Raw genomic sequence first — 23,581 nt, 5'->3', positions numbered from 1 at the left:
AATGATCCGTCGCCCACGCCCGAGGACCCCTGTTCCGGGACCGCGCGAAACGCACCCGGGGTCCCGGACAGGGTCGAGCGGTCGGGCGGGGCGGGGGTCAGACGCAGGCGCCCACGGCGGTGCGGACGTCGGCGGTGATGCGGGCCGCCACGTCGGCGATCCGTCCGACGAAGTAGAAGTGTCCCCCGCTCAGGGTGTGCCGGACGAGCGGACCGTCGACGTGATCGCGCCAGGCGTCCATGCGCTCGGGCGGCATCCCGATGTCGTCGGCACCGGCGAACGCGGAGACGGGCACCCGCAACGGCGGGATCCCCGTAGGGGGCCGCCAGGTGTCGACGAGTTCCAGGTCGGCGCGGATCAGGGGCGCGGCGGCCCGCCACCGGTCGGGGTCGTCCAGGATGCCCGCGGAGGTGCCGCCCATGCGGGCCAGGCCCCTACGGAGCCGCTCGTCGGGCAGCAGGTGGCGGGGTTCGTCCCGTTCGGGTCCGGGCTCGGGACTCCACGCCGACATCCCCAGCCAGGCGGGCGCGGGCCCCTCTCCGGCGACGGCGAGCAGGGCGATCTCATAGGCGACGAGCGCGCCCATGCTGTGGCCGAACAGCCCGAAGGGCCGGTCGTGTTCGGCGGTGACGTGCGGGTACAGGAACTCGGCCAGTGCACGGCCGTCGCGCATCGGGGCGTCCGTGCCGTCGCGGCCCGGGGCCTGGAGCAGGCACACGTCCCAGTCGGGCGGCAGGTGGCGCACCCAGGGACGGTAGGCCTGCGCCGAACCGCCCGCGTGGTGCAGGACGAACAGCCGAAAGCCCTTCTCGGGCACGGGCCGGATCCGGATCAGGGTCTCCCGCCTCACCGCACTCCCCCGTCGAGGTCCACCCGCGACGGGTCCGCCGCGACATCGCGAACCTACCAGCCGGTAACACCCATCGGTAACACGGGGGTTCAGCCGGTCGCGGGCACCGGCGCCCCGGTGAGGTAGGCGTACACGCTCCCGGCCAGGGCCGCGGCCAGCCCCACCGGCACGGCATTGCCGATCTGCCGGGCGATCTGGGTCTTGCTGCCGCACCACAGGAAGTCCTCGGGGAACCCCTGGATCCGGGCCGCCTCCAGGTGGGTGATCGGCCGATGCTCGGTCGGATGCAGGTAACGTCCCTTCTCCGGTTTGTAGAACTCGGTGCGGATGGTCACCGACGGCCGGTCCCGGTGCATGCGCCCCATGACGTCGCCGGACCCGCCCCGATGCCGCAGCCACCCCCGCGTGGACAGCTCCGGCGGCAGGTCCCACCGGTTGCCGCCGGGCGGGATCCTCGCGTAGCGCAGCAGCGAACGCGCGGTCGGATTCCGGCCCACGTGCAGCTCGGCCATGGTGAACGGACCGCGGATCCGAGCGCCCAACGGAGCACAGACCCGATCGGGCAGCACCGTGGTCGAGGTGCCGGCCGGGGTGCGGTCGAACACCGTCGCGGCGCTCACCCACGGCGCCAACGACCCCGCGCCCGGCGCCTTGGCGTGGGTGGGATCGGGGTAGACCAACCCCCGCCCCGAGGGGTGGGAGGAGACCAGGTCCCGGTGGGTGGCGAGCAGGATGGCCCGACGCCGGGCCTGGGGGACCCCGTGGTCGGCGGCGTTGACGACCCGCTCGGCGGTGAGCACGTAATCGCGCAGTTCACCGTCGGGATCCTCCGTCGCCGCCTTGAGCAGCGCGAACTCCGGGGAGCGGAAGAACCGGTCGACGTTCTCGATGATGAACGCCCGCGGCTCCAGGACCCGCACCGCCCGGGCGTACTCGCGCCAGAGCCGGTTGCGCACGTCATCGGAGCCCACCGGCCTGCGGTTCTTGTGGTTGAGCGAGGAGAACCCCTGACAGGGCGGGCCGCCCAGGATGAGGTCGACCCGCTCGGGGATCGCGGCCGGATCCCAGTCCTCGATGCGACCGGCGTGCACCCGAGCGGAGTCCAGCCCGGTGTTGACCGCGTAGGTGGAGGCCGCCGCCAGGTCCATCTCCACCGCGCCCACCGCGCGAAAGGCCCTCTCGCCCCCGCCCTCGGGGACGAAGGCGTGGAACCCGGTGGAGAGGCCGCCGCACCCGGCGAAGAGGTCGAGGACGGTGAAGGTGTCGTCGCTGGACATGGGGCTCAGCGTACAGAGACCGACCCGTCGCGGGTGGGGTCTAGGATGCGGCCATGGCGGTTCCCAGGCCCACCGGGGCGCTCAACGAGGGCGTCCGCAAGAGCATGCGGTCCAACAAGGGCCGCGACACCGGACCCGAGCTGGCCGTGCGGCGGCTGGTGCACGCCGCAGGGCTGCGCTACCGGGTCTCGGCGCGTCCCGTGCCCACGCTGCGCCGCACCGCCGACCTGGTGTTCACCCGACGGCGCGTGGCGGTCTTCATCGACGGCTGCTTCTGGCACGGCTGCCCCGAGCACCACACCCGGGCGCGCACGAACGCCGCCTACTGGTCGGAGAAGGTGGAGACCAACCGGTCCCGTGACGCCGACACCGACCGTCGGCTCACCGAGGCGGGATGGACCGTGCTGCGGTTCTGGGAGCACGAGGAGCCCACCGAGGTGGCCGGACGGATCGTCGAGGCCGTGCGCGAGACGGACGGCGCGGCCTGAGAATGGCCGGATCCGGCCACGGCTTCGAGCGCCGATCAGCCCTGGGGGTCGACCTGGCGGCCGAACCGGCCCGGAATCCTCCCGGCGAGGGCGCGCACCCGGCCCAGCAGGCGCCGCAGCCGCCCCGGCGCGGATTCCCCCTGTTCGGGGACGCCCACCTCCGGTCCGGCGGAGGCCTCGGCCTGGGCCAGCCGTTCGCGCAACCGGTCGCGCACCTGGTCGGGGGTGTAGGCGCGGCGCTGTCGTTCGGCACGGGCGATCGCCGCACCGGTGGCCGCCACGCCCACGAACGCGGCCACTCCGAGGACCTTCCACCATCGCATGTGCCTAGGCTAGCGGTGTGGTAGACACCGAGATGTCCTTGGACCGAGCCCTGGAACTCACCCGCACCGGCGACGTGTGGGTCTTCCGGGGGAGCAGCGCCGCCGACCGCGCCATTCAGATCACCACCAACAGCCCGGTCAACCACGTGGGCATGTCCGTGGTGATCGACGACCTGCCGCCGTTGATGTGGCACGCCGAGCTGGGCCGCTCCCTCCCGGACATGTGGACGGGGCAGCACCAGCGCGGCGTGCAGTTGCACGATCTGCGCGACGCCGTCGTGGTGTGGGGGCGCAAGTACGGGCAGCGCGGCTGGTTGCGCCAGATCGACCCGGAGGTGGGCCGGGAGATGGAGGACGCCGTGCTGCGCGTCATCGCGCGGCTGGACGGCACGCCCTTCCCCTCCACCGCGCAGCTGGCCGGGCGGTGGGCGCGGGGTCGGATGCCGTTGCGCCGGCCGTCGTTCCTGCGTCGGCGTTCGGAGGTCGAGCAGGGCGAACGCGCCCTGGAGACCGCCTACTGCGCGGAGGTCATCGCCCTGACCTACGAGGAGATGGGGCTGCTGCCGGCCGGCCGGCGACCCGGCTACTACGACCCGGGACGGTTCTGGAGCGGCGACGACCTGCGGCTGGAGGGCGGCCACGCCCTGGGCGGGGAGATCGCCGTGTCGCTGCCGCGGGAGTGAGGGCGACCGACCCCCGACCGCGGCCCGCCCGGCTCCGGGCCGCCCCGGCGCGCCCCGGAGCGCCGGCGGCCCCGACCCGGGCGGCCCGTGCGCCCCGGTGGAGCGACACCCCGGGGCCACGGCACGGCGTCCCCGCACGCGAGCGCGACGGCGGCCCTGAACGGGGCGTTCCCCGCGCCCCGGCCGGGTCTCACCCCCGGAGCGGTGGCGCGGTGCTGCCGCGCACGATCAGCGCGGTGGCCAGGTCCAGGCGCAGGTTGGCGGGACGACCGCCGCGCGCCAGGATGAGCGCCATGCGGGTGGCCTCCTCGGCCATCTCCGTGAGGGGCTGGCGCACCGTGGTCAGGGGCGGGCCCACCCAGCGGGCGACCGGCAGGTCGTCGTAGCCCACCACGCTGAGGTCCTCGGGGATGCGCACGCCCAGTTCGCGCGCCGCCTCGTACAGGCCCATGGCCTGGAGGTCGCTGCCGGCGAACACGGCGGTGGGCGGATCGTCCAGGGTGAGCAGTTCGCGGCCCCGGTGGCGTCCGCTCTCCACGTGGAAGTCACCGTGCCGGATGAGCGCGGGATCGACGGCGATGCCGGCGGCGTCCAGGGCCGAGGTGTAGCCGTCGATGCGGGCCTTGCTGCACAGCACCTCGCGCGGGCCGCCGATGACGGCGATGCGCCGGTGGCCGAGTTCGACCAGGTGACGGGTGGCGGCCAGACCGCCGCTCCAGTTGGCCGAGCCCACGGCGGGCATGTCCGGGCCGGGGTCGCCGGCGGGGTCGACGACGACGAAGGGGATGCCGCGCGCGGACAGCCGGGTGCGCTGTTCGGCGGCCAGGTCGGAGAAGACCAGGACGACGGCGGTGGGGCGGCGCGCCAGGACGGCGTCGACCCAGTCGTCGCGGGGGGTCTGGCCGCCGGACTCGGTGAGCACCACGCTCAGGCCCTCCTCGCGGGCCACGTTCTCCACGCCGCGCACGACCTCGATGGCCCAGGCGCTGTCGAGTTCGTGGAACACCAGGTCGATGAGGGCGGAACGGCCTCCGCCCGGACCCTTGCGGCGGCGGTAGCCGTGCACGCGGATGAGCTCCTCGACCCGGGCCCGGGTGCCCTCGGCCACGTCGGCACGACCGTTGAGGACCTTGGAGACGGTCGGGACGGAGACCCCCGCCGCTTCCGCAATTTTCGCGATGGTCACCGGCTCGGTGATGGTCGTTCCCGGGGTCTCCCCCTGCGGCTGTGTACTCACGCCGCCAGATACTACGCGCCTTCGCGCTGTTCATCACCGTTGATCGGAAACGATCGGTGATCTGAGCCACAGCGGATATTGACGCGCCTCACGTCGCGCCGTACATTCGGGCACCACAAGTTTCGGAATAAAGTCCGATAGTTTCGAAAAGGATGCGCGATGACCTCCCCCCGAACGGCCGCCGCACTGGCCGCGCTCACCCTGCTCACCGCCACGGCCTGCGGCGGTGGCGGCTCCTCCTCCGACGACGAGATGCACGTGTGGATGTACCAGGACACCCTGGTCGTCGTACAGGAAGGAGCCGTGGAACGCTTCAACACCGACCACGCGGACGACGGCTTCCAGGCCGTCATCGACCAGGTGCCCGGCGACAACTACGTCGAACGGCTGCGCACCGCCATGGGATCCGGCGAGCAACCCGACGTGTTCTTCAACTGGGGGTCGGGCAGCATCGCGCCCTACGCCGAACAGGGCCTGCTCGAACCCCTCGACGACCTCCTCGCCGAAGACCCCGAATTCGCCGACGCGTTCCTGCCCTCCGTCCTGGAATCGGGCAAGGTCGACGGCGTCCAGTACGGCATCCCGCTGCGCGGCACCCAGCCGGTGGTGCTCTTCTACAACCGGGCCGTGTTCGAGGAGGTCGGCGTCGAACCCCCCCAGACCTGGGAGGACGTCCTGAACCTCGTCGACGACTTCACCGAGGCCGAGGTCACCCCCTTCGCCCTGGCCGGCGCCGACCCCTGGACCGAGCAGATGTGGTTGCAGTACCTGGTCGACCGCATCGGCGGCCCCGACGTGTTCGCGCGCATCGCCGAGGGCGACTCCGAGGGCTGGCGCGACCCGGCCGTACTGGAGGCCGCCGACATGGTCGTCGACCTGGTCGACCGGGGCGCCTTCGGCGACTCCTACGCCTCGGTCAGCTACACCGAGGGCGGCGCCTCCACCCTCCTGTCCGAAGGACGGGCGGCCATGCACCTGATGGGGTCCTGGGAGTACTCCACCCACCTCGACCAGGCCCGCGCATTCGCCGAGAACGACCTGGGCTACGTGGAGTTCCCGCCCATCCCCGGCGGCACGGGCGACCCCGCCAACGTCGTCGGCAACCCCACCAACTACTTCTCCGTGAGCGCCGACGGCCCGCACGTGGAACACGCCCTGGAGTTCCTCCGCTACACCGCCCAGGACGAGTACGTCGCCGACATGGTCGCCAACGGCGAGGTGCCCACCACCGCCAACGCCGAGGAGGTCCTGGCCGACAGCCCCAACCCCGAGTTCGCGACCTTCCAGTACGAGCTGGTGCGCGACGCCCCCCACTTCCAGCTCTCCTGGGACCAGGCGCTGACCCCGGAGGTGGCCACCCCCATGGTCACCGAGATCGAGGCCCTGTTCAACGGGCAGCGCACCCCCCAGGAGTTCGTCGACGCCCTGGCCGCCCTGTGAGCGCGACCCTCCGAGACCGGGCCGCCCCGCGCACCGGGCGGCCCGGCCCCCTGTGGGCCCTGCCCGGCGTCGCGTTCTTCGCGTTGTTCGCGGCCCTGCCGATGGTGCTGGTGGCGTACCTGTCGTTCACCCACTGGGGCGGACTCGGCGACCCCCGCTTCGCCGGATTCGACAACTGGACCCGGCTGGCCGGCGACCGGCTCATGCACCGCGCCGTGGGGCTGAGCCTGCTGTTGACCGTCGCCAGCTGGGCCATCCAGACCCCGATCAGCCTCCTGCTCGGGGTGTGGTCGGCGGGCCGCCAACGCGGACGGGCCGTGGTGTCGGCGCTGTTCTTCCTACCGTTGCTGCTGTCCTCCGCGGCGGTGGCGATCGTGTGGCGGGCCCTGCTGGACCCCAACTTCGGGCCGCTGGCCTGGGCCGGCCCGTTCCTGGGCCTGGGAACGGTGGACCTGCTGGGCGGGAGCACCAGTGCGTTCTGGGTGATCGTGTTCGTCGCCTCCTGGCAGTTCATCCCACTGCACATGCTGCTGTACCAGGGCGGCGCCCGACAGATCCCCGCAACGCTCTACCAGGCGGCGCGGATCGACGGGGCCGGCCGGCTCGGCATGTTCTGGCACATCACCCTGCCGCAGTTGCGCAACACCATGACCACGTCGTCGATCCTGATGGTGGTGGGCTCACTGACCTACTTCGACACGGTGCTCATCATGACCGGCGGCGGCCCGGGCACCGACACCACGATCGTCCCGTACCTGATGTACCGGGCGGGCTTTCGCAGCTGGGAACTCGGGTACGCGAGCGCCATCGCGTTCACCCTCGTCGTCGCCGCGACCCTGATCGCACTCGTGATGGTGCGCCTGACCGGGTTCGGCTCGATGCGCAGCACCAGGGAGGGGATATGAGCGTCGTTCAGGAACGCGCACCCGTGAACACACCCGGCGGGACACGACCACCGCGCCCCGGAACCGCCCGGACCCGGCGTCGGGGCGTGGGCGAGCGACCCAACGTCCTGGGCGGACTGGGCGCGCTCATCTGGCTGCTCGTGGTGGCGGTACCGCTGTACGCGCTGCTCATCGCGACCGTCCAACGCGGGGAGAACTACGTGCCCGAGGGGCCGCTGGCCCCACCCTCGGACCCCACCCTGGGCAACTACGCCACCGCCGTGGAGAAGGGACTCCTCGGATTCGTATGGAACACCGCGCTGGTGACGGTCGCGGTCGTGATCCTGGTCGTCGTCCTGGCGGCGACGACCTCGTTCGCCATCGTGCGCTCACGCCGCCGCCTCACCGACGCCGCGTTCCGGATGTTCCTGCTGGGGCTGGCCATCCCCTCCCAAGCGGTGATCATCCCCGTGTACCTGATCATCGTCCGGCTGGGACTGTACGACTCCCTCACCGCGATCGTGCTGCCCACCGCCGCGTTCGCACTCCCGGTGTGCGTACTCATCCTGGTGGGATCGATGCGCGACATCTCCGAGGAACTCTACGAGGCGATGGCCCTGGACGGGGCCGGATCGGTACGCGCATTCCTGTGGCTGGTGGTACCGATGTCACGGTCGGGGCTGAGCACGGTGGCCGTGTACTCCGCGCTCCAGGCCTGGAACGGTTTCCTCTTCCCGCTCATCCTCACCCAGTCGGCCGACAAACGGCTCATCACCATGGGCCTGTTCGAGTTCCAGGGCGAGTACCGGGTCGACGTGCCGGGACTGCTGACCGCCGTGGTGCTGTCGACCGTGCCGCTGTTCATCATCTACCTGGTGGCACGCCGCTCCCTCGCCGACGGCCTGATGGGGGTGGGCGGCAAGTAGCGTCGGGTTTCGGACCCCTCCGGCGGGGGCACGCGGCTGGTTATATCGGGCGGGCCCGAACGTGAACCGGTCGACTCCCCCGTCCGTAGTCCTCTACAGACACGGCCCGAGGGGAACGGATGAGCGACGACGCGCTGGACGAGGCCGCCGAGGCGGAACTGGCGACCCGGTGGGGACCGTTCCGCCTGGTGGCCTTCCGCGACCCGGTGGACCACCAGGAACACCTGGCCCTGGTACGCGGCCCGGTCCGCGACCACGACGAGGTACCGGTACGGGTCCACTCCGAATGCGTGACCGGTGATGTGTTCGGCGCGCTGCGCTGCGAGTGCGGAGACCAGTTGGCCGCCGCCGTCGAGACGATCGCGGCGGCCGACCGGGGCGTGCTGGTGTACCTGCGCGGCCACGAGGGCCGGGGCATCGGCCTGTTGGACAAGGTGCGCTCCCTCACCCTCCAGGACACCGAGGGACTGGACACCGTGGACTCGGCCACGGCGTTGGGCCTGCCGGTGGACGTGCGCGACTACGGCCCCGCCGCACGGGTGCTCCTGCACCTGGGGGTGCGGTCGGTCCGATTGCTGTCCAACAACCCCGACAAGGCCCGGGTCCTGGAGGCGCACGGGGTCAAGGTCGCGGTCCGCGAACCGCTGCACGCCCCGGTCCGCCCCGAGAACCTCCCCTACCTGGTCGCCAAACGCGACCGGCTGGGACACGACCTACCGCACCTGGACGCACCCGGTGCCTGATCCGGTCCGCCACCTGAGCGACGGGCCGGCCCCGGCCCGTCACGCCGGCCCGTCCACGGGAGCCACCGCGGAGCGCCCGGCGCGCCCGAGGGCCCGCCGGGTGCTCGCCGGGGCCGCGACCGCGCAGGCCGCCGTGGCCGTGGCGGTGGCGGTGACCGTGGGGTTGGGCCCGGCCGGCTGGGCGACCCTGATCGTCGTCGCCACGGCCGGGGCCGCCACGCTGGCGTGGGCGGCGGCCCGCACCGGACACCGTTTCGGGCCCGCCGACCTGGTGACCCTGACCCGTTCGACGCTCATCGTCGCGGTCACGGCACTGGTCGTCGACGGCGGACCCGCCTGGGCGGTGGTCGCCCTGGCCTCGCTCGCCCTGGCACTGGACCTGGTCGACGGACCGGTGGCACGCCGCACCGGCACCTCCTCACGGTTCGGGGCCCGATTCGACATGGAGGCCGACGCCTTCCTGCTGCTCGTGCTGAGCGTGTGCGCCGCACCGCTCCTGGGGCCGTGGACGATCGCGATCGGGGCGATGCGCTACCTGTTCGCGACCGCCGTGTGGTGGGCGCCCTGGATGGGCGGCCCGCTACCGCCCGGCCGGGCCCGCAAGGTGGTGGCGGCGGTCCAGGGGGTGGCCCTGGTCGCCGGCATCGCACCGGCCGTCCCGCCCGCGCTCGGCACGGCCGTGGTGGCCGGGGCACTGGCCCTGCTGTTCTGGTCGTTCGGACGCGACGTCCTCACCCTGTGGCGATCCCGCACGGACGGACCCACCATCCGACCGACGGGATCGGCCCCGACCTGAAAGGGTGGTCGTCGAGACGATGTCCACGGTGAGGAGAACGATGGGTCGGACCGCGAGGGCCTTCTGGACGCAGTCCCCCGGCCGGGGGGAGATCCGAGAGGTGGGGATCCCCGACCCCGGCCCCGGGGAGGTGCTGGTGCGCACCCTGTACTCGGGGATCAGCAGGGGAACGGAGACACTGGTGTTCGGCGGCGGCGTGCCGCCCAACCAGTACGAGGTGATGCGCGCCCCCTTCCAGGAGGGCGACTTCCCCGGCCCGCTCAAGTACGGGTACCTCAACGTGGGAACCGTGCGGGAGGGACCCGAGGAACTCGTCGGGCGGACGGTGTTCACGCTGTACCCCCACCAGGACCTGTTCACGGTGCCGATCGAAGCCGTCTCACCACTGCCCGAAGGGGTGCCCGCCGAACGCGCGGTACTCGCCGGCACGGTCGAGACGGCCGTGAACGCCCTGTGGGACGCCTCCCCCCTGATCGGCGACCGGATCGCGGTGGTCGGCGCCGGCATGGTCGGATGCTGCGTGGCCCGCCTCCTCGCCGAAATCCCGGGAGTACGGGTGCAACTGGTGGACACCGCCCCCGAACGAGCCGACACCGCCGACCGGTTGGGCGTCGACTTCGCCCTGGCCCCGGACGCCGCAGACGGCTGCGACCTCGTCTTCCACGCCAGCGCCACCGAGGCGGGACTGATCCGGTCGCTGGAACTGCTCGCCACCGAGGGCGAGGTCGTCGAGCTGAGCTGGTACGGCGACCGACGGGTGATCCTGCCGCTGGGCGAGGAGTTCCACTCGCGACGGCTGACGATGCGGGCCAGCCAGGTGGGCATGATCTCCCCCGCCCGCCGATCGCGCTACGACCACGCCGAACGACTGGGACTGGCGTTGCGGCTGCTGGCCGACCCGGCGTTCGACGCCCTGCTGACCGGCGAGAGCCCGTTCGAGGAACTGCCGTCGGTGCTGCCCCGACTCGCCGACGGTTCGCTGCCCGCCCTGTGCCACCGCGTCGTCTACCCGTGAGGAGAACCCCGTGTTCAGTGTGACGGTCCGCGACCACATGATGGTCGCCCACAGTTTCCACGGTGAGGTGTTCGGTCCCGCCCAGGCGTTGCACGGGGCGACCTTCACCGTGGACGCCACGGTGCGCCGACCGGAGTTGGACGCCGACGGGATCGTGGTGGACATCGGACTGTTCTCCGAGGTGCTGGCCGGGGTGGTGGGCGAACTGAACCACCGCAACCTGGACGAGGTACCGGAGTTCGCCGGGGTCAACACGACCACGGAGTTCCTGGCCAAGACGGTGGCCGACCGGCTGGTGGAGCGGTTGGACGCCCGAGCCCGAGGACTGAGCGCGATCGCGGTGACCCTGCACGAGTCCCACGTGGCGTGGGCGTCCTACGAGCGCGACCTGTGACGATGTTCGCGGTCCCGCCGGCCCTCGCACCCAGCGGCGGCCACACCTACGACCGGCGCCTGGCGCGGGCCCTCCCCCGGCTGCGCCCGGTGACGGTGGCCGGATCGTGGCCGCGCCCGGACGCGACGGCCCGCACGGCACTGGACGAGGTGCTGGCGTCGGCACCCGACGGGGAGACGGTCCTGCTGGACGGATTGGTGGCGTGCGGAGTCCCCGAGGTGGTGCTCCCCCACGCCACCCGCCTGCGGATCGTGGTCCTGGTCCACCTGCCCCTGGCCGACGAGACCGGCACGGACCCGGCCCAGGCGGCCGACCTGGAGACACGGGAACGGTCGGTGCTGCGCGGCGCGGCAGCGGTGATCGCCACCAGCCGCACGGCCGCGCGCGACCTGGCCGCCCGACACGACCTGCCCGGCGTGAGAGCCGTCCCACCCGGCGTCGACCCGGCCCCGGCGACCGTGCCCGGAGACGGTTCCCGGCTGCTGTGCGTGGCCTCCCCCACCCCCCGCAAGGGCCACGACGTGCTCTTCTCCGCCCTGGACCGGGTGTCGGACCTGCCGTGGACCTGCGTCTGCGTCGGCCCGACACCGGACGACTCCGACGCGTGGGCCGAGCGGATCCGGGCCGGGGCGCAACGTTTCGCCGGACGCGTCACCCTGCCCGGGGCACTGGTCGGCGACGACCTCGCCGCCGCCTACGCGGCGGCCGACCTCCTGACCCTGCCCTCGCGCGCGGAGACCTACGGGATGGTCGTCACCGAGGCACTGGCCCGCGCCGTCCCCGTCCTGGCCTCCGAGGTCGGCGGGATCCCCGAGGCACTGGGCCGCGACCGCGCCGGACGACCCCCCGGCCTCCTCGTACCCCCACAGGATCCGGAGGCACTGGCGACCGGGCTGCGCCGATGGCTCACCGAACCGGACCTGCGGGACAGGCTTCGGAGTTCGGCCCGCCTGCGCCGCACCGACTTGACAGGATGGGCGGAGGTGGCCCGGGGGGTGGCCGCCGTCCTTGACCCGGAGGAGTTCCGTTGAACACCGTCGAGACCGAGGAGTTCGCGCCGGAGTGGTTGGCCGCGCGCGAGGGCGTGGACGCACTGGCCCGCTCGCACGGCCCGCTGCCCGTCCTGGCCGAACACCACCGGGTCGTCGCCGACCTGGGGTGCGGCACCGGCTCACTGGGCCGCTGGACCGCCGCCCGGGCCCCGGGAGTGGAGCGATGGCTGCTCTTCGACCGCGACCCGCGCCTGCTGGCCCTGGCCGCCGACCGGGTACCGGGACGGGTGGAGACCCGCCTGGTGGAACTGGCCCGATTGCGCGCCGCCGACCTGACGGGGGTGACACTGGTGGCGGCGTCGGCGCTGCTCGACCTGCTCACCGCCGAGGAAGTGCGGGCCGTCACCGACGCGGTGGCGTCGACGGGGTGCCCGGCCTGGTTCACGTTGTCGGTGGCGGGCCGGGTGGCGTTGACCCCCGAGGATCCACTGGACGGCGCGGTGACCGCCGCCTTCAACGCCCACCAACGACGGGCGCAACGGCTCGGCCCGGACGCGATCGACGCGACCATCGACGCGTTCGCCCGACGCGGGTACCGGGCGACGACCTTCCCGAGCCCGTGGCGGTTGGGCCCCGATCACCCGGAGGTCACCGGGATGTGGCTGCGCGGGTGGGCGGGGGCCGCCGCCGAGCAGGCCCCGGACCTGCCCGTGGCCGACTACCTGCGCCGCCGACTGGCCGCACTGGAGCAGGGACGGCTGACGGCCGTGGTCCACCACGACGACCTGCTGCTCATGCCCCCCGAACCCGGGGACCGCCCATGAACCGCCCACCGCACCCGCGCACCGGGATCGAGGACGACGCCGCGCGGCGCCTCGCCGGGCCGACGGCCTCGACCGTCACCCAAGAGGACGCCCGCCCCGGCGCACACCGCCACCGGGGCCCGCGCCGACCCGCGGGGCGCGGCCGAGGCGAGTGGGCCCGCGGGCACGGCGGCGCACTGACGCGGACCCTGATCGGGGCCGCGATCCTGGGATGGGTGCTGTGGTGGTACCCCCTGGAGGCGTTCACCGCGGCGTTCGCGGTGGTGAACGCCGGCGCGGTCGCGACGACCCTGGGCGTCGGCGCGGCCACCACCGTGCTGTGCGCGGCCCGCTGGCGCGTGATCGCACGGGCCGTGGGCCTGAGCCTGTCCCCGACGCGAGCGGTGTCCGACTACTACCTGGCGCTGTTCCTCAACGCGGTGCTGCCCGCCGGGGTCCTGGGCGACGCCCACCGGGCGGTCGGGCACGGCCGGGCCAACGGCGACCTGGGACGCGGGGTGCGCGCCGTGGTCCTGGAACGGGTGGCGGGCCAGGTGGTGCTGGCGGTCGCCGTGGCGGCGCTGATCTTCGTGCTGCCGGCGACGTTGTGGGGCCCGGGGTGGGGCGCGGTCGCGCTGCCCCTGGCCCTGGTGGCGGTGGCCGGGGCGGTGGTGGCCGTCGGCGCGCGTTCGCCCCGGGCGCGCGGCTCGCGCGCGGGCCGGATCCTGGTGGCGACGGCCCGGGACGTCCGGGTGGGGCTGGTGGGCCGGGCCCCGACGGTGATCGTGCTGTCGGCGGCGGCGCTGGTCGGCCACGTGGCCCTGTTCCTGCTGGCCGCCCACCTGGTCGGGGTGGACGCCCCACTGACGCGGCTGGTGCCGTTGGCGGTCCTGGCGTTGGCGGCGATGAGCGTGCCGGTCAACGTGGGCGGGTGGGGGCCGCGCGAGGTCGCCACGGCGGCGGCGTTCGGCGCGGCCGGGCTGGGCGCCGAACAGGGACTGACCGTGTCGGTGGTCTACGGCCTGTTCGCGCTGATCGCGGCCTCACCGGGGGCGGCGGTCCTGGTGGCGCGCCTGTTCCAGGGCGGCCAGGTGTCCGGCGGCCCGATCCGTGAGGAACGCCAGCAGGAGCCGGCCCTTGGCGGCGTCCGCCCGTGAGGGCGTCCCCACCACGCCGTTGTCGGTGTAGGCGGCCAGGCCCAGGGTGCCCATGTGGTCGCGTTCGTCGGCCCGGTGATCGGCCTTCTCGTACCCCGGACGCACCAGATCGGGGTGGGTGTGCAGCAGTACGGACGTCTCCAGTTCGCCGGCGTGCATGTCCTGGTCGTTGGTGAGGGTGATCCCCGCGGCGACGCGGGCGGCCTCCCACTCCCCCGCCGAGGGGAACAGGGCCATGCGCCCGCCGGACTGCTGGACCGTGTTGGCGAGCACGTGATTGCCGCCGTGCCCGTTGACCAGCATCAGGGGCGTGTCACCGAGGGAGTCGGCGATGTCGGTGACGACGGCGTGCAGGGTGGTGGCCGAGACGCTGACGGTGCCCGACCAGGCGGCGTGTTCGTGGGAGCAGCCGAAGGTGAGCGGCGGGAGCGCGCGCGGGCCGTGGGCGGCGGCGATCGCCGCCGCCAGGGCACAGGCGATGAGGGTGTCGGTGGTCAGCGGCAGATGGGGACCGTGCTGTTCGAGACTGCCGACGGGCAGCACGGCGGCGGGCGCGGCGCGCTCCGCCTCCTCGGGTCCGGTGCTCGCGGGCAGCGGGATGCGTTCGTCCATGGCCCCTGGTTACCACGCGGGCCGCGGAGGTCGGGCGGTGACGGGCGTGTCGGCGCAGGGGACGCCGCTCCCCTCCGGGCCTCCGGCCGAATGTCACGACCGCTTCCTAAGGTGGACCCCGTCCGATGGGAAGCACCGGAACCGACACCTCGGGGAGCCCTCATGGCGGAACTCGTCCACTTCGTCCACCAGTCGCTCGACGGCCACATCGAGGGCCCGAACGGCGAGTTCGACTGGCCCGTCATGGGACCCGAACTGTCCGAGGACTCCCGCGCCCTGAGCGACCGCTGCGACGCCTTCCTCTACGGGCGCGTCGTATGGGACATGATGTCCGGGTTCTGGCCCGAGGCGGAGGAGCACTCCGACGACCCGCACGACCTGGCGTTCGCCCCCCTCTGGCGGGACAAACCCAAGATCGTCGTCTCCCGCACCCTGGAGAAGGCCGACTGGAACACCCGGGTCGTCGGGGACATCGAGAAGATCGCCGCGCTCAAGGCGGCGGGGACCGACATGGTGCTCTTCGGCGGCGCCGCCCTGGCCGCCGACCTCACCCGCCACGGGCTCATCGACGAGTACCGGGTGTTCGTGCACCCGGTGGTCCTGGGCGGAGGCAAGCCCGCCTTCCCGACCTCCCCCGAACGGCTGAGGCTGAACCTGGTGGAGTCGCGGGTGTTCGACTCCCAGGTCGTCCTGCTGCGCTACCGCCGCGCCTGACCGGCACCACCGCCCGGCGAGGCGGGGCGTCACCCACCATGCGACACCCCGCCACGACGGGTTCACCCTCCGTTGCCACGTGGTGGTTAGCGTCACCGGCGTCAGCGACACCGGCAGAAAGGCCCCGGCCCATGCCCGCCCGCCCCACCGCACCCCTGGCGCTGCTCGCCGCCACCACCCTGGCCCTGACCCTGGCGAGCGCCCCCGCCGCCACGGCCGCCCCCACCACCACCGACACCTCCGACCGGATCCTGCTGTCGCCCCCCGCCACCCCCGACACCGCCCGCACCTTCACCTGGCGCTCGGCCGGCACCTCCACCCCGACCGTGCAGATCGCCCCGGCCACCGCCCCCGACGACGTGCGCGCCGTCTCCGGCACCACCACCGCCACCCTGTCCGGGCGCACCCACCACGCCGCCACCGCCACCGGCCTGACCCCCGACACCGACTACCGGTACCGGGTCGGCGACGGCACGACCTTCGGCCCCTGGCACACCTTCACCACCACCGCCGACGAAGCCGACCCGTTCACGTTCCTGTACTTCGGCGACATCCAGAACAACATCACCGCGGGCGCCGCCCCCGTGGTGCGCGCCGCCCTGGCCGCCGAGCCCGACGCCGACCTGGCCGTCCACGTCGGCGACCTCGTCGACTCGGCCAACAGCGACTCCCAGTGGTCGGAGTGGTTCGCCGCCTTCGGCCCCCAGGCCACCGGCGGCATGGACCACCTGGCGGCGCCCGGCAACCACGAGTACTCCGCCCTCTCCCTCAGCTCCCGGTGGGCCCCGCAGTTCCCCACCTCGGGCAACGGCCCCACCAGCGGACGCGACCTGTCCCGGACCGCCCACTACACCGACTACAACGGGGTGCGGTTCGTCGTCCTCAACTCCAACTACCGCAACGCCGCACCCTTGAGCGCCTCCAGCTGGCTGAACACCCAGCAGCGGTGGCTGGACCGGGTCCTGACCGACAACCCCCACACCTGGACCGTGGTGCTCTTCCACCACCCGTTGTTCTCCAACAGCCCCAGCCGCGACAACGGGCGACTGCGCACCGCCTGGCTGAACACCCTGGAAGAGCACGACGTCGACCTCGTCCTCCAGGGACACGACCACTCCTACGGACGCGGCAACCTCACCGCCCACCGCACCGACGACCCCGACGTGCACACCGGGCCCGTCTACACGGTCACCGTCACCGGCCCCAAGATGTACGACATCGACCCGGGCAACTGGACCGACAACGGCGCCGAGATCCGGGTCCAGTTCGAGGACACCCAGACCTACCAGACCGTGGACGTCGACGGCGACGTGCTGGTGTACACCGCCCGCACCGCCGACGGCACCGTCGTGGACGCCTTCACCATCGACAAGGACGGCGACGACAAGCGCGTCACCGACACCCGCTGAAGAACGTCGCCCGCCCACGGGGCCGCCGCCACCGTGGGCGGGCGACCACGACCGGGGAGGTGAGGACGATCCACATCGCGAACGCAGGCGCGTCCTCACCGTGCCGGGGCCACTGACCCGCGGGAACGGTCCTGGTGGAGACCACCGCCCACCGGCCGCCCACCACCCGGGGCCGACCTCAGGCGCCCAGGAGCATCCGCACACCCAGGGCGAGCATGACGAGGGCGATCACCCCGTCCAGGACCCGCCAGGCCCCCGGACGGGCGAACACCGGGCGCAACAGGCGCGCGCCGAACCCCAGCGAGAAGAACCACAGGAAGCTGGCGGAGACCGCGCCGGCCGCCCACCACCAACGCGCACCGTCGTACTGGTTGGCCAGGGAACCCAGGAAGAGGACCGTGTCCAGGTAGACGTGGGGATTGAGCCAGGTCAGCACGACGGCGGTGGCGATGGCCGCACCGCGCCCGACGGTGGCCCCCGCCCCCACCGACAGGGCCTCCCCGGCGGGTCGCAGCGCCCGACGGGCCGCCAGGGCCCCGTAGACCAGCAGGAACCCCGCGCCGAGCACACGGACGACGGTGACCAGCGCGGGCAGCGCGGCGACGACCGCGCCGATGCCCAGGACACCCAGGGTGATGAGGAGCGCGTCGGAGACGGCACAGACCAGGACCACCGGCAGGACGACACCGATCCGGCCGTCGATGCCCAGCCGCAGGACGAAGGCGTTCTGCGAGCCGATGGCCACGATGAGGGCGAGCCCGGTCCCCAGACCGAGCAGCGCGGGAAGAAGTGTTGCGTTCACCCGTGGAACGCTAGGCCCCGACACCGTGTGCAGTAAAGCTAAACTTTCTTAGAACCCCTAAGAGAGGCTTCACATGCCGTTCCAGTACGACCACCTGCGCACCCTGACCGCCCTGGTCGACGAGGGGACGTTCGAGGCCGCCGCCCGCCACCTGCACGTCACCCCCTCCGCCGTGTCCCAGCGGGTCCGGGCGATGGAACAGGCGGTGGGCAAGGTCCTGGTACGTCGCACCACCCCGGTGACCACCACCCCGGCGGGCGACGTGGTGCTCCGCCACGCCCGACAGGTACTGGTACTCGACGAGGACGCCCTCACCGAACTGGGCACGGGCGACGGGAACCGGCTCCTGCCGGTCGCCGTCAACGCCGACAGCCTGTCCACCTGGTTCCTGGAAGCACTGGCCACCGTCGCCGAAGAACTCGGAGAGGTCTTCGAGGTCCACCGCGAGGACGAGGAGTACACCACCTCGCTCCTGCGCTCCGGAACCGTGATGGCCGCCGTCACCTCCACCCCCGAAGCCGTCCAGGGCTGCACCGTCGAAGGCCTGGGCACCATGCGCTACCTGGTGGTGTGCACCCCCGGGTTCGCCCGCCGCCACCTGGGCGACCCGGCCGACCCCGCCCTCCTCGCCCAGGCCCCCATGGTCACCTTCGACCGACGCGACGACCTCCAGGACCGGTTCGTACGCCAGGCCCTCGGAGAGGAACCCCGAGGGCCGCGCCACTACATCCCCGCCTCACAGGACTTCGCCCGCGCCGTCCACCTCGGCATGGGCTGGGGCGCGGTGCCCGAACGGCAGTGCCACGAGGCGCTCGCCACCGGGGAACTGGTGGCCATGGCACCCGACCACCCGGTGGACGTACGCCTGTACTGGCAGCGCTGGAACCTGCGCTCCCCCGCCCTGGACCTGCTCACCGACGTGGTCCGCCGCCACGCCGCCGCCCGCCTGCACCCACTGGCCCCGGGGTGAGGAGAACCGCTCTCGCGGACGGCCCCGGGGCCGCCGGATCGGATTCAGCCCACCCCACCGGCGCGCAGATGATCGCGCAGCGTACGGGCCACCCGGGCCATGAGCGCCTCGGCCCCGGGCTGGTGGACCGCCGGAACCCGCGACTCCGTCAGAGCCGCCACCGCGTACATCGCGCCATCGGAATGCTCGACCACACCGATCTCATGGCGCAGGTTGAGCAGACTCCCGGTCTTGGACGACCAGGTCGTGGCGTCGGAGGCGAAATCCGGGGTGAGCCGGTGACGCAGCACGTTGTTCGACATCAACCAGCGCACCCGGGCCGCCACCTCCGGATGGATCTTCGACGGGACCCACAACGCCTGGAGCAGATCGGTGAACGCCCGCGCCGTACCCGTACTGGCCCGAGCGACGTCCAGCTGCGGAATCCGATGACCGCGCCCCGCCGTCCCGGCGTCGATCGCCAGACTGTGCGCCAGATGCCCCTCGTCCGGATTCAGCCGATCGACCGGGGTGTGGTGCAGCTCGCCGGCGGCGTGCCGCACGGTGATACCGACCAGACCGGCGGCGCGCAGCGTCGCCGCGACCCGGTCGGGCGGCGTGAACTCCAGCAGGGCGTCGGCGGCGGAACCGTCGCTGAGACAGGTGCTGAGGTAGACCAGATCGTCGACGGCGACCCGGGCCGGGTGACGGAACCGCGCGATGCCGGTCGGACCGAAGGTGGTGACCCCGCCGGGCTGGACCAGCACCGGAGCCGCACCGTCGATCTCACCGGCGTGAACGCGCTCCAGGACGGCGATCGCCAGGGGGACCTTCACCAGGGACGCCGAGGGGAACTCCACCTCGGGATCGATACCGACCTCCTCACCGGTGCGCAGGTCCCGGACCAGGAAAGAGCCGCGCAGCCCGCCCTCCTCCAACTCCCGGCGCAGTTCTCGCAACAGGGCGGTCGTGGTCAATCGGTCCTCCTCGGTCCGGGGGCGGCCACCCCCGAGGGGGCGGCGTCCAGGCAGTGGGCCAGCGCGTCGGCGAGGGCATCGCGCAACCGCTCGGACTCCTCGGTGCTCTCGGCCACCAGATCGTAACCCCTCACCAGCACGGGATCACCGAGTTCACACCAGTACAGACCGAGCGCCTCGGCCTGCCCCGCCGGACACAACAGGAGATCCGACGAGACAAGGACCTCGGTGGCGGCGTCGGCGAGGGACGGGGCGACGGCGATCTGGGCCGGGCCCAACCCGAGCGCGTCACGCAGGCGCAGCAGCGGATCGCGCACGTGCGGGACGTCGTCCTCGGGTTGGATCCACAACCTGCGACCGGTGGAGGGACGCTGCCCCCGCCCCACACGCAGGGTCTCCAGGTAGACGGCCCGAACACCGGGCCGGGCCGCCGCGCCCACCCCCAGCGGAACGGTCCAGGCCGCCCCGTCGGGGGGCACCGCCAACACCGCGGCGTGCACGTCGCGGTCGCGCAACGCGTCCGCACGGGCGGCGGGTGGGACCCGGCGGAAGTCCAGACGCAGGCCTGCGTCACGGCCGGCCGCCCCCAGGGCCGCCAGATCGCGGGTGCCGCACACCTCCGGGAGGGCGAGGCGCACGGGGCTGTGCCGGGCGCGCTCGGCGTCGTACTCCAGATCCTCGGCGAGCAGGATCAACCGGCGGGCGGCGGGCAGCACCTCGCGCCCGAACGGGGTGAGCACGGCCCGCCTGGTCGACCGGTCGAACAGACGGCCGCCCAGATGACGTTCCAGCGCCGCCACCCGGCGGCTGGCGACCGGTTGCGGGATACGGGCTGCCGCCGCACCGAGGGTGAAACTCCCCCGGTCGCTCACATGGACGAAGGCCCGACAGGCTCCGACGAGATCCATGAGCTGATCCTATGCGGGAAACGCATGGAAAAGCCGGTTTCCGTCTTGGACAGCATGACCACACCGGCCACAGACTGCTCTCGACGCCGCTTCGCGCGGCTCGACGTTCCCCGGGCCCTGGTACGTCCGCGCTCTCCGTACACGAAGGGACACACGAAGATGTTCATCCGATCCGCCCATCTCCCCACCACCGCGACACTGGCGGCCCTGTCGCTGGCCGCGCTCACCGCCTGCGGGGCGACGGGAGCGGAATCGCAGTCCGGTTCGGCGCCCGCCTCCCCCTCGGCCTCCGCGCCCGACGCCGCCTCCGACGCGCTGTTCGCCTCGCTGGAGCAGGAGTTCGACGCCCGCCTGGGCGTGTACGCGATCGACACCGGCACGGGCGAGGAGGTGTTCTACCGGGCCGACGAGCGCTTCGCCTACGCCTCCACCCACAAGGCGCTCTCGGCGGGGGCCCTGCTGGACCAGTACACCCTGGAGGAGATGGAGGTGACCGTCACCTACACCGAGGACGACCTGGTCGAGTACTCCCCGATCACCGAGGAGCACGTGGACACCGGCATGACCCGCATGGAGATCATCGACGCCTCCGTGCGCTACAGCGACAACACCGCCGGGAACCTGGTCCTGGAGGAGCTCGGCGGAGTGGAGGCCTTCAAGGAGGACCTGCGCGCGATCGGTGACGAGGTCAGCGAGCCGGCGCGCTACGAGACCGAGTTGAACGAGGCCACCCCCGGCGACATCCGCGACACCAGCACCCCGCGCGCCATGGCGGAGAGCCTGCGGGCCTACACCCTGGAGGACGTGCTCCCGGAGGAGAAGCGGGACGTGCTCATCGACCTGCTCGTCCGCAACACCACGGGTGACGAGACGATCCGCGCCGGCGTCCCCGAGGGGTGGATCGTGGGCGACAAGACGGGCTCGGCCGCCTACGGGGGCCGCAACGACATCGCCCTGGCCTGGCCGGAGGAGGGCGCGGACCCGATCATCATCTCCGTCTTCAGCAGCCAGGACGAACAGGACGCCGAACCGATCAACGCACTGGTGGCCGAAGCCACCGAGGTGGTCGTCGACACCCTCGGCTGACCCCAGGGGGGTGTGGGGCGTCTCCTCGACGCCCCACACCCCCGCTTCGTCACCCTCGGAGCACAGAAGGGTGCCCAAAGTGATGGGGCGGGTGCGGCGCAGCCGTACTCGTTTTCCCTTTTCGGGGTTTTCTTCTCTAAAACCCCCACCTTTACGACGTAGATTCATACAGTCGCGCGGGGAACTCGAACACAAATCCAGAAAACCGCCCCCGGCCGCCCTCCCGATGCCACTAGGCTTCAGCCGGTGACTCCCCGTCACACGAAAAGCGGAACCGCCCGGTGCGCCAACACCGAACGGCTCCTGACCGACCGTCCTGCAACACCAGGAAGGCGGCTAGGCATGAATCCTAGTCCCCGAATACCGCATGCCCGAAACCGGGCCGCGAGTCCCGTCCCCTACCCGCGCAAACGTCCCGAAGGTTCACTGGACCTTCGCGGGTTCTCCCCTCTCCACTGGGTGACCGCGGCCCTCAAGAAGGGGCTGTTCCCCACTCCCCGCTCCCACATGGCGGCCGTCCTCATCGCCGACGCCGCCGACCGCGACGGACGCTGGTGCTTCCTGCGCCAGGTCACCCTGGCCGAACGCTCCGGGGGCAACCTCAGCGTCACCACCGCCCAGCGCGCCATCGACGACCTCGTCCGGGCCGGCCTGGTCCGCAAACTCCCCCGCGAGCACGTGCGCGTGTTCTTCGCCGAGGACCTGGCCGCCGGGCACCGACGTCCGGACGCCCTGCCGGACGTGCTGGAACTGCTCATCCCGGCCGAGGCCTTCCCCGCCGATGTCCTGGAGCGGGTCAACGAGGCGCGCGCCCTGCTGGGCGAGGAGCCCCTGACCCCGCAGAACCGGCCCGCACCGCCCACGACCGGTCGGATCGACAGGCCGCGACCGGTCACGGTGAACGGCCGCGAGGTGTCGGATCGACCGACAGACCCTTACTCCACCGACCCCCACTCCAGCGACCCCTCTCCGGATCCCGTCCGTGGGCGGGTCACCACAGGGCGGCCGGGGGTCGCGGTGCCGCTTCCGCGCGCAGCGTCGGGCGCGGAGGTCGGCGCGGAGGTCGGCGGCCCCACGGGGCCGTACCGGGAACCGGAACCGGACCGGCGACCCTCACCCCGGCCCACCGGACGCCCGGTCCCCGCCGTGCCCCGCCCGCGCACCCCGGGGGAACCCGCCCCGGTCCCGGCACCGGCCTGGGCGCTGGACCTGCTCCGGTCCATCCCGGACGCGGCCCTGACCCATCCGCGCCGCGACCGGGGCACCCTGGCCGCCCGGCTGGTGGACCTGCGCGCCTCGGGCGTGTCCGTGGAGGAACTCACCGATGCCCTGACGGGGTGGCAGGACACCGCCCGACCCTTCGCCGCCCTGCGCACCCGGTTGGTCTCCCCCGAGTCCGTGCGCGCCTGGAACGGCGGCGCCCTGGGGCGGGCCCTCCCCCGGCTCCCTGCGCCGCCCGAGGACGCCTTCTCCCGACGGCCCGCCTTCGCCTCGGACGCCCAGGGCAAGGCCACCGGCACCTGCCCGGCCCATCCCAGCGTTCGGAACGTTCCGGGCGGGACCTGCGCCCTGTGCGGGGGTCTCTGCCGCACCGAACCCGACGAGATCGTCCATCCGCCCGCGCCCGCCGGGGCCGCCCCCTTCGGAACCTGGCTCGGCCCACCCGACGTCGACACGCGTTTCCCGGCGCCCAAGTGCGACAACGAACGCTGCAACCCCGACAGGGGGTCGCCTCGCTACCGCACCGTCCTGCGCCCCACCCCCGACGGCCGGGACGTCACCGCCGTCCCCTGCCCCACCTGCGGCCACCGCACCGACGAACGGTCCGTCCTTCGCGATCGTTCTCGGTCGCGGAGGACCCGGCGCTCAGGTTCTGGACTACCGGGGTCCGTGGGTCACAGAGACCACCGGTGGGATGGCGTCGTTGAGTCTGTTGGCAGCTGTGACGACCGCGTTCTCCAACTGCTCTCTCAGATGACTCGGGAGCTTGACTTCGGTGAGGCCGGAGATGGCGAGTACGGCTCGCAGTTCCCTCCTCTGATCGCCCCTGGGCTTCCAGGAGTCGAGCAGGTCCCGGGCTGCGTGACCGTCCCGGGCTCGTAAGGCGGTAGCGATC

General features: G+C 72.7%; 25 protein-coding genes. 17 read left to right on the top strand and 8 right to left on the bottom strand.

Going from position 1 to position 23,581, the window contains the following annotated elements; translation table 11 throughout:
• Window positions 1–97: 97 nt before the first annotated feature.
• Both RM479_RS17125 and RM479_RS17120 read right to left on the bottom strand, forming a co-directional pair.
• Complete coding sequence (locus tag RM479_RS17125; protein WP_311512717.1) at window positions 98–850, bottom strand: thioesterase II family protein; 753 nt, start codon at window positions 848–850, stop codon at window positions 98–100.
• 89 nt (window positions 851–939) lie between these two features.
• Complete coding sequence (locus RM479_RS17120; protein ID WP_311512716.1) at window positions 940–2,127, bottom strand: DNA cytosine methyltransferase; 1,188 nt, start codon at window positions 2,125–2,127, stop codon at window positions 940–942.
• A 53-nt stretch (window positions 2,128–2,180) separates the two neighbouring features.
• Between RM479_RS17120 and RM479_RS17115 the strand changes: the two genes are divergently transcribed.
• On the top strand, window positions 2,181–2,615 hold the full coding sequence (locus RM479_RS17115; protein ID WP_311512715.1) for a very short patch repair endonuclease: 435 nt from the start codon (window positions 2,181–2,183) through the stop codon (window positions 2,613–2,615).
• 35 nt (window positions 2,616–2,650) lie between these two features.
• Here the strand turns inward: RM479_RS17115 and RM479_RS17110 are convergent, their stop codons facing one another.
• Entirely contained in the window at window positions 2,651–2,914 is a 264-nt protein-coding gene (locus RM479_RS17110) for a hypothetical protein (RefSeq protein WP_311512883.1), read from the bottom strand.
• Window positions 2,915–2,970: 56 nt separating this feature from the next.
• On the opposite strand from RM479_RS17110, the gene RM479_RS17105 reads away from it, so the two are divergent.
• Window positions 2,971–3,621, top strand: a complete 651-nt coding sequence (locus tag RM479_RS17105; protein ID WP_274811996.1) for a hypothetical protein — start codon at window positions 2,971–2,973, stop codon at window positions 3,619–3,621.
• 190 nt (window positions 3,622–3,811) lie between these two features.
• Here the strand turns inward: RM479_RS17105 and RM479_RS17100 are convergent, their stop codons facing one another.
• The gene (locus tag RM479_RS17100) at window positions 3,812–4,807 is read right to left on the bottom strand and encodes a LacI family DNA-binding transcriptional regulator (RefSeq protein WP_397222478.1); all 996 of its coding nucleotides are present in this window, start codon (window positions 4,805–4,807) and stop codon (window positions 3,812–3,814) included.
• A 210-nt stretch (window positions 4,808–5,017) separates the two neighbouring features.
• Here RM479_RS17100 and RM479_RS17095 point away from each other — a divergent pair, with 210 nt between their 5' ends.
• From RM479_RS17095 to RM479_RS17050, 10 genes are all read left to right on the top strand, one after another.
• Complete coding sequence (locus tag RM479_RS17095; RefSeq protein WP_311512714.1) at window positions 5,018–6,298, top strand: ABC transporter substrate-binding protein; 1,281 nt, start codon at window positions 5,018–5,020, stop codon at window positions 6,296–6,298.
• 101 nt (window positions 6,299–6,399) lie between these two features.
• Window positions 6,400–7,203 carry a carbohydrate ABC transporter permease gene (locus tag RM479_RS17090; protein WP_397222476.1) on the top strand — a complete coding sequence of 268 codons (804 nt, stop codon included), beginning with the start codon at window positions 6,400–6,402 and terminating at the stop codon, window positions 7,201–7,203.
• Window positions 7,200–8,108 carry a carbohydrate ABC transporter permease gene (locus tag RM479_RS17085; RefSeq protein ID WP_311512712.1) on the top strand — a complete coding sequence of 303 codons (909 nt, stop codon included), beginning with the start codon at window positions 7,200–7,202 and terminating at the stop codon, window positions 8,106–8,108. The genes RM479_RS17090 and RM479_RS17085 overlap by 4 nt, the downstream gene beginning before the upstream one ends.
• Before the next feature lie 119 nt (window positions 8,109–8,227).
• Window positions 8,228–8,851 carry a GTP cyclohydrolase II gene (locus RM479_RS17080; protein ID WP_311512711.1) on the top strand — a complete coding sequence of 208 codons (624 nt, stop codon included), beginning with the start codon at window positions 8,228–8,230 and terminating at the stop codon, window positions 8,849–8,851.
• Window positions 8,844–9,647, top strand: a complete 804-nt coding sequence (locus RM479_RS17075) for a CDP-alcohol phosphatidyltransferase family protein (protein WP_311512710.1) — start codon at window positions 8,844–8,846, stop codon at window positions 9,645–9,647. The genes RM479_RS17080 and RM479_RS17075 overlap by 8 nt, the downstream gene beginning before the upstream one ends.
• A 40-nt stretch (window positions 9,648–9,687) precedes the next feature.
• A complete protein-coding gene (locus tag RM479_RS17070; protein WP_311512709.1) occupies window positions 9,688–10,662 on the top strand; it encodes a zinc-dependent alcohol dehydrogenase in 975 nt (324 codons plus the stop codon).
• A 10-nt stretch (window positions 10,663–10,672) separates the two neighbouring features.
• Window positions 10,673–11,056, top strand: coding sequence for a 6-pyruvoyl trahydropterin synthase family protein (locus RM479_RS17065; RefSeq protein WP_311512708.1), 384 nt, complete (start codon window positions 10,673–10,675; stop codon window positions 11,054–11,056).
• A 2-nt stretch (window positions 11,057–11,058) separates the two neighbouring features.
• Window positions 11,059–12,087: a glycosyltransferase family 4 protein gene (locus tag RM479_RS17060; protein ID WP_311512882.1), complete on the top strand. Its 1,029-nt coding sequence runs from the start codon at window positions 11,059–11,061 to the stop codon at window positions 12,085–12,087.
• On the top strand, window positions 12,084–12,872 hold the full coding sequence (locus RM479_RS17055) for a class I SAM-dependent methyltransferase (protein WP_311512707.1): 789 nt from the start codon (window positions 12,084–12,086) through the stop codon (window positions 12,870–12,872). Before RM479_RS17060 ends, RM479_RS17055 begins: the two co-directional genes overlap by 4 nt.
• A complete protein-coding gene (locus tag RM479_RS17050; RefSeq protein WP_311512706.1) occupies window positions 12,869–14,008 on the top strand; it encodes a lysylphosphatidylglycerol synthase transmembrane domain-containing protein in 1,140 nt (379 codons plus the stop codon). Before RM479_RS17055 ends, RM479_RS17050 begins: the two co-directional genes overlap by 4 nt.
• On the opposite strand, the gene RM479_RS17045 is transcribed toward RM479_RS17050, so the two are convergent.
• A complete protein-coding gene (locus tag RM479_RS17045) occupies window positions 13,895–14,620 on the bottom strand; it encodes a creatininase family protein (RefSeq protein ID WP_311512705.1) in 726 nt (241 codons plus the stop codon). The two genes, RM479_RS17050 and RM479_RS17045, sit on opposite strands and share 114 nt — an antisense overlap.
• 162 nt (window positions 14,621–14,782) lie before the next feature.
• Here RM479_RS17045 and RM479_RS17040 point away from each other — a divergent pair, with 162 nt between their 5' ends.
• Window positions 14,783–15,334, top strand: coding sequence for a dihydrofolate reductase family protein (locus tag RM479_RS17040; RefSeq protein WP_311512704.1), 552 nt, complete (start codon window positions 14,783–14,785; stop codon window positions 15,332–15,334).
• Between the two features lie 131 nt (window positions 15,335–15,465).
• Complete coding sequence (locus tag RM479_RS17035; RefSeq protein ID WP_311512703.1) at window positions 15,466–16,743, top strand: metallophosphoesterase family protein; 1,278 nt, start codon at window positions 15,466–15,468, stop codon at window positions 16,741–16,743.
• A 178-nt stretch (window positions 16,744–16,921) separates the two neighbouring features.
• On the opposite strand, the gene RM479_RS17030 is transcribed toward RM479_RS17035, so the two are convergent.
• Window positions 16,922–17,545: a LysE/ArgO family amino acid transporter gene (locus RM479_RS17030; RefSeq protein ID WP_311512702.1), complete on the bottom strand. Its 624-nt coding sequence runs from the start codon at window positions 17,543–17,545 to the stop codon at window positions 16,922–16,924.
• A 73-nt stretch (window positions 17,546–17,618) separates the two neighbouring features.
• Here RM479_RS17030 and RM479_RS17025 point away from each other — a divergent pair, with 73 nt between their 5' ends.
• A complete protein-coding gene (locus RM479_RS17025) occupies window positions 17,619–18,515 on the top strand; it encodes a LysR family transcriptional regulator ArgP (RefSeq protein WP_311512701.1) in 897 nt (298 codons plus the stop codon).
• A gap of 44 nt (window positions 18,516–18,559) precedes the next feature.
• Here RM479_RS17025 and RM479_RS17020 read toward each other — a convergent pair whose 3' ends face one another.
• Window positions 18,560–19,471 carry a serine hydrolase gene (locus RM479_RS17020; protein WP_311512700.1) on the bottom strand — a complete coding sequence of 304 codons (912 nt, stop codon included), beginning with the start codon at window positions 19,469–19,471 and terminating at the stop codon, window positions 18,560–18,562.
• Entirely contained in the window at window positions 19,468–20,379 is a 912-nt protein-coding gene (locus RM479_RS17015) for a LysR family transcriptional regulator (protein WP_311512699.1), read from the bottom strand. Before RM479_RS17015 ends, RM479_RS17020 begins: the two co-directional genes overlap by 4 nt.
• A 159-nt stretch (window positions 20,380–20,538) precedes the next feature.
• Between RM479_RS17015 and bla the strand changes: the two genes are divergently transcribed.
• Together bla and RM479_RS17005 are read left to right on the top strand one after the other, a co-directional pair.
• Window positions 20,539–21,465: a class A beta-lactamase gene (bla, locus tag RM479_RS17010; protein ID WP_311512698.1), complete on the top strand. Its 927-nt coding sequence runs from the start codon at window positions 20,539–20,541 to the stop codon at window positions 21,463–21,465.
• 459 nt (window positions 21,466–21,924) lie between these two features.
• Window positions 21,925–23,568 carry a helix-turn-helix domain-containing protein gene (locus RM479_RS17005; protein ID WP_311512697.1) on the top strand — a complete coding sequence of 548 codons (1,644 nt, stop codon included), beginning with the start codon at window positions 21,925–21,927 and terminating at the stop codon, window positions 23,566–23,568.
• The last annotated feature ends 13 nt before the right edge of the window (window positions 23,569–23,581 follow it).

This window comes from Nocardiopsis lambiniae (assembly GCF_031845465.1).
Taxonomy (GTDB): domain Bacteria; phylum Actinomycetota; class Actinomycetes; order Streptosporangiales; family Streptosporangiaceae; genus Nocardiopsis; species Nocardiopsis lambiniae.
This window is presented reverse-complemented; position numbering and strand designations above follow the sequence as displayed.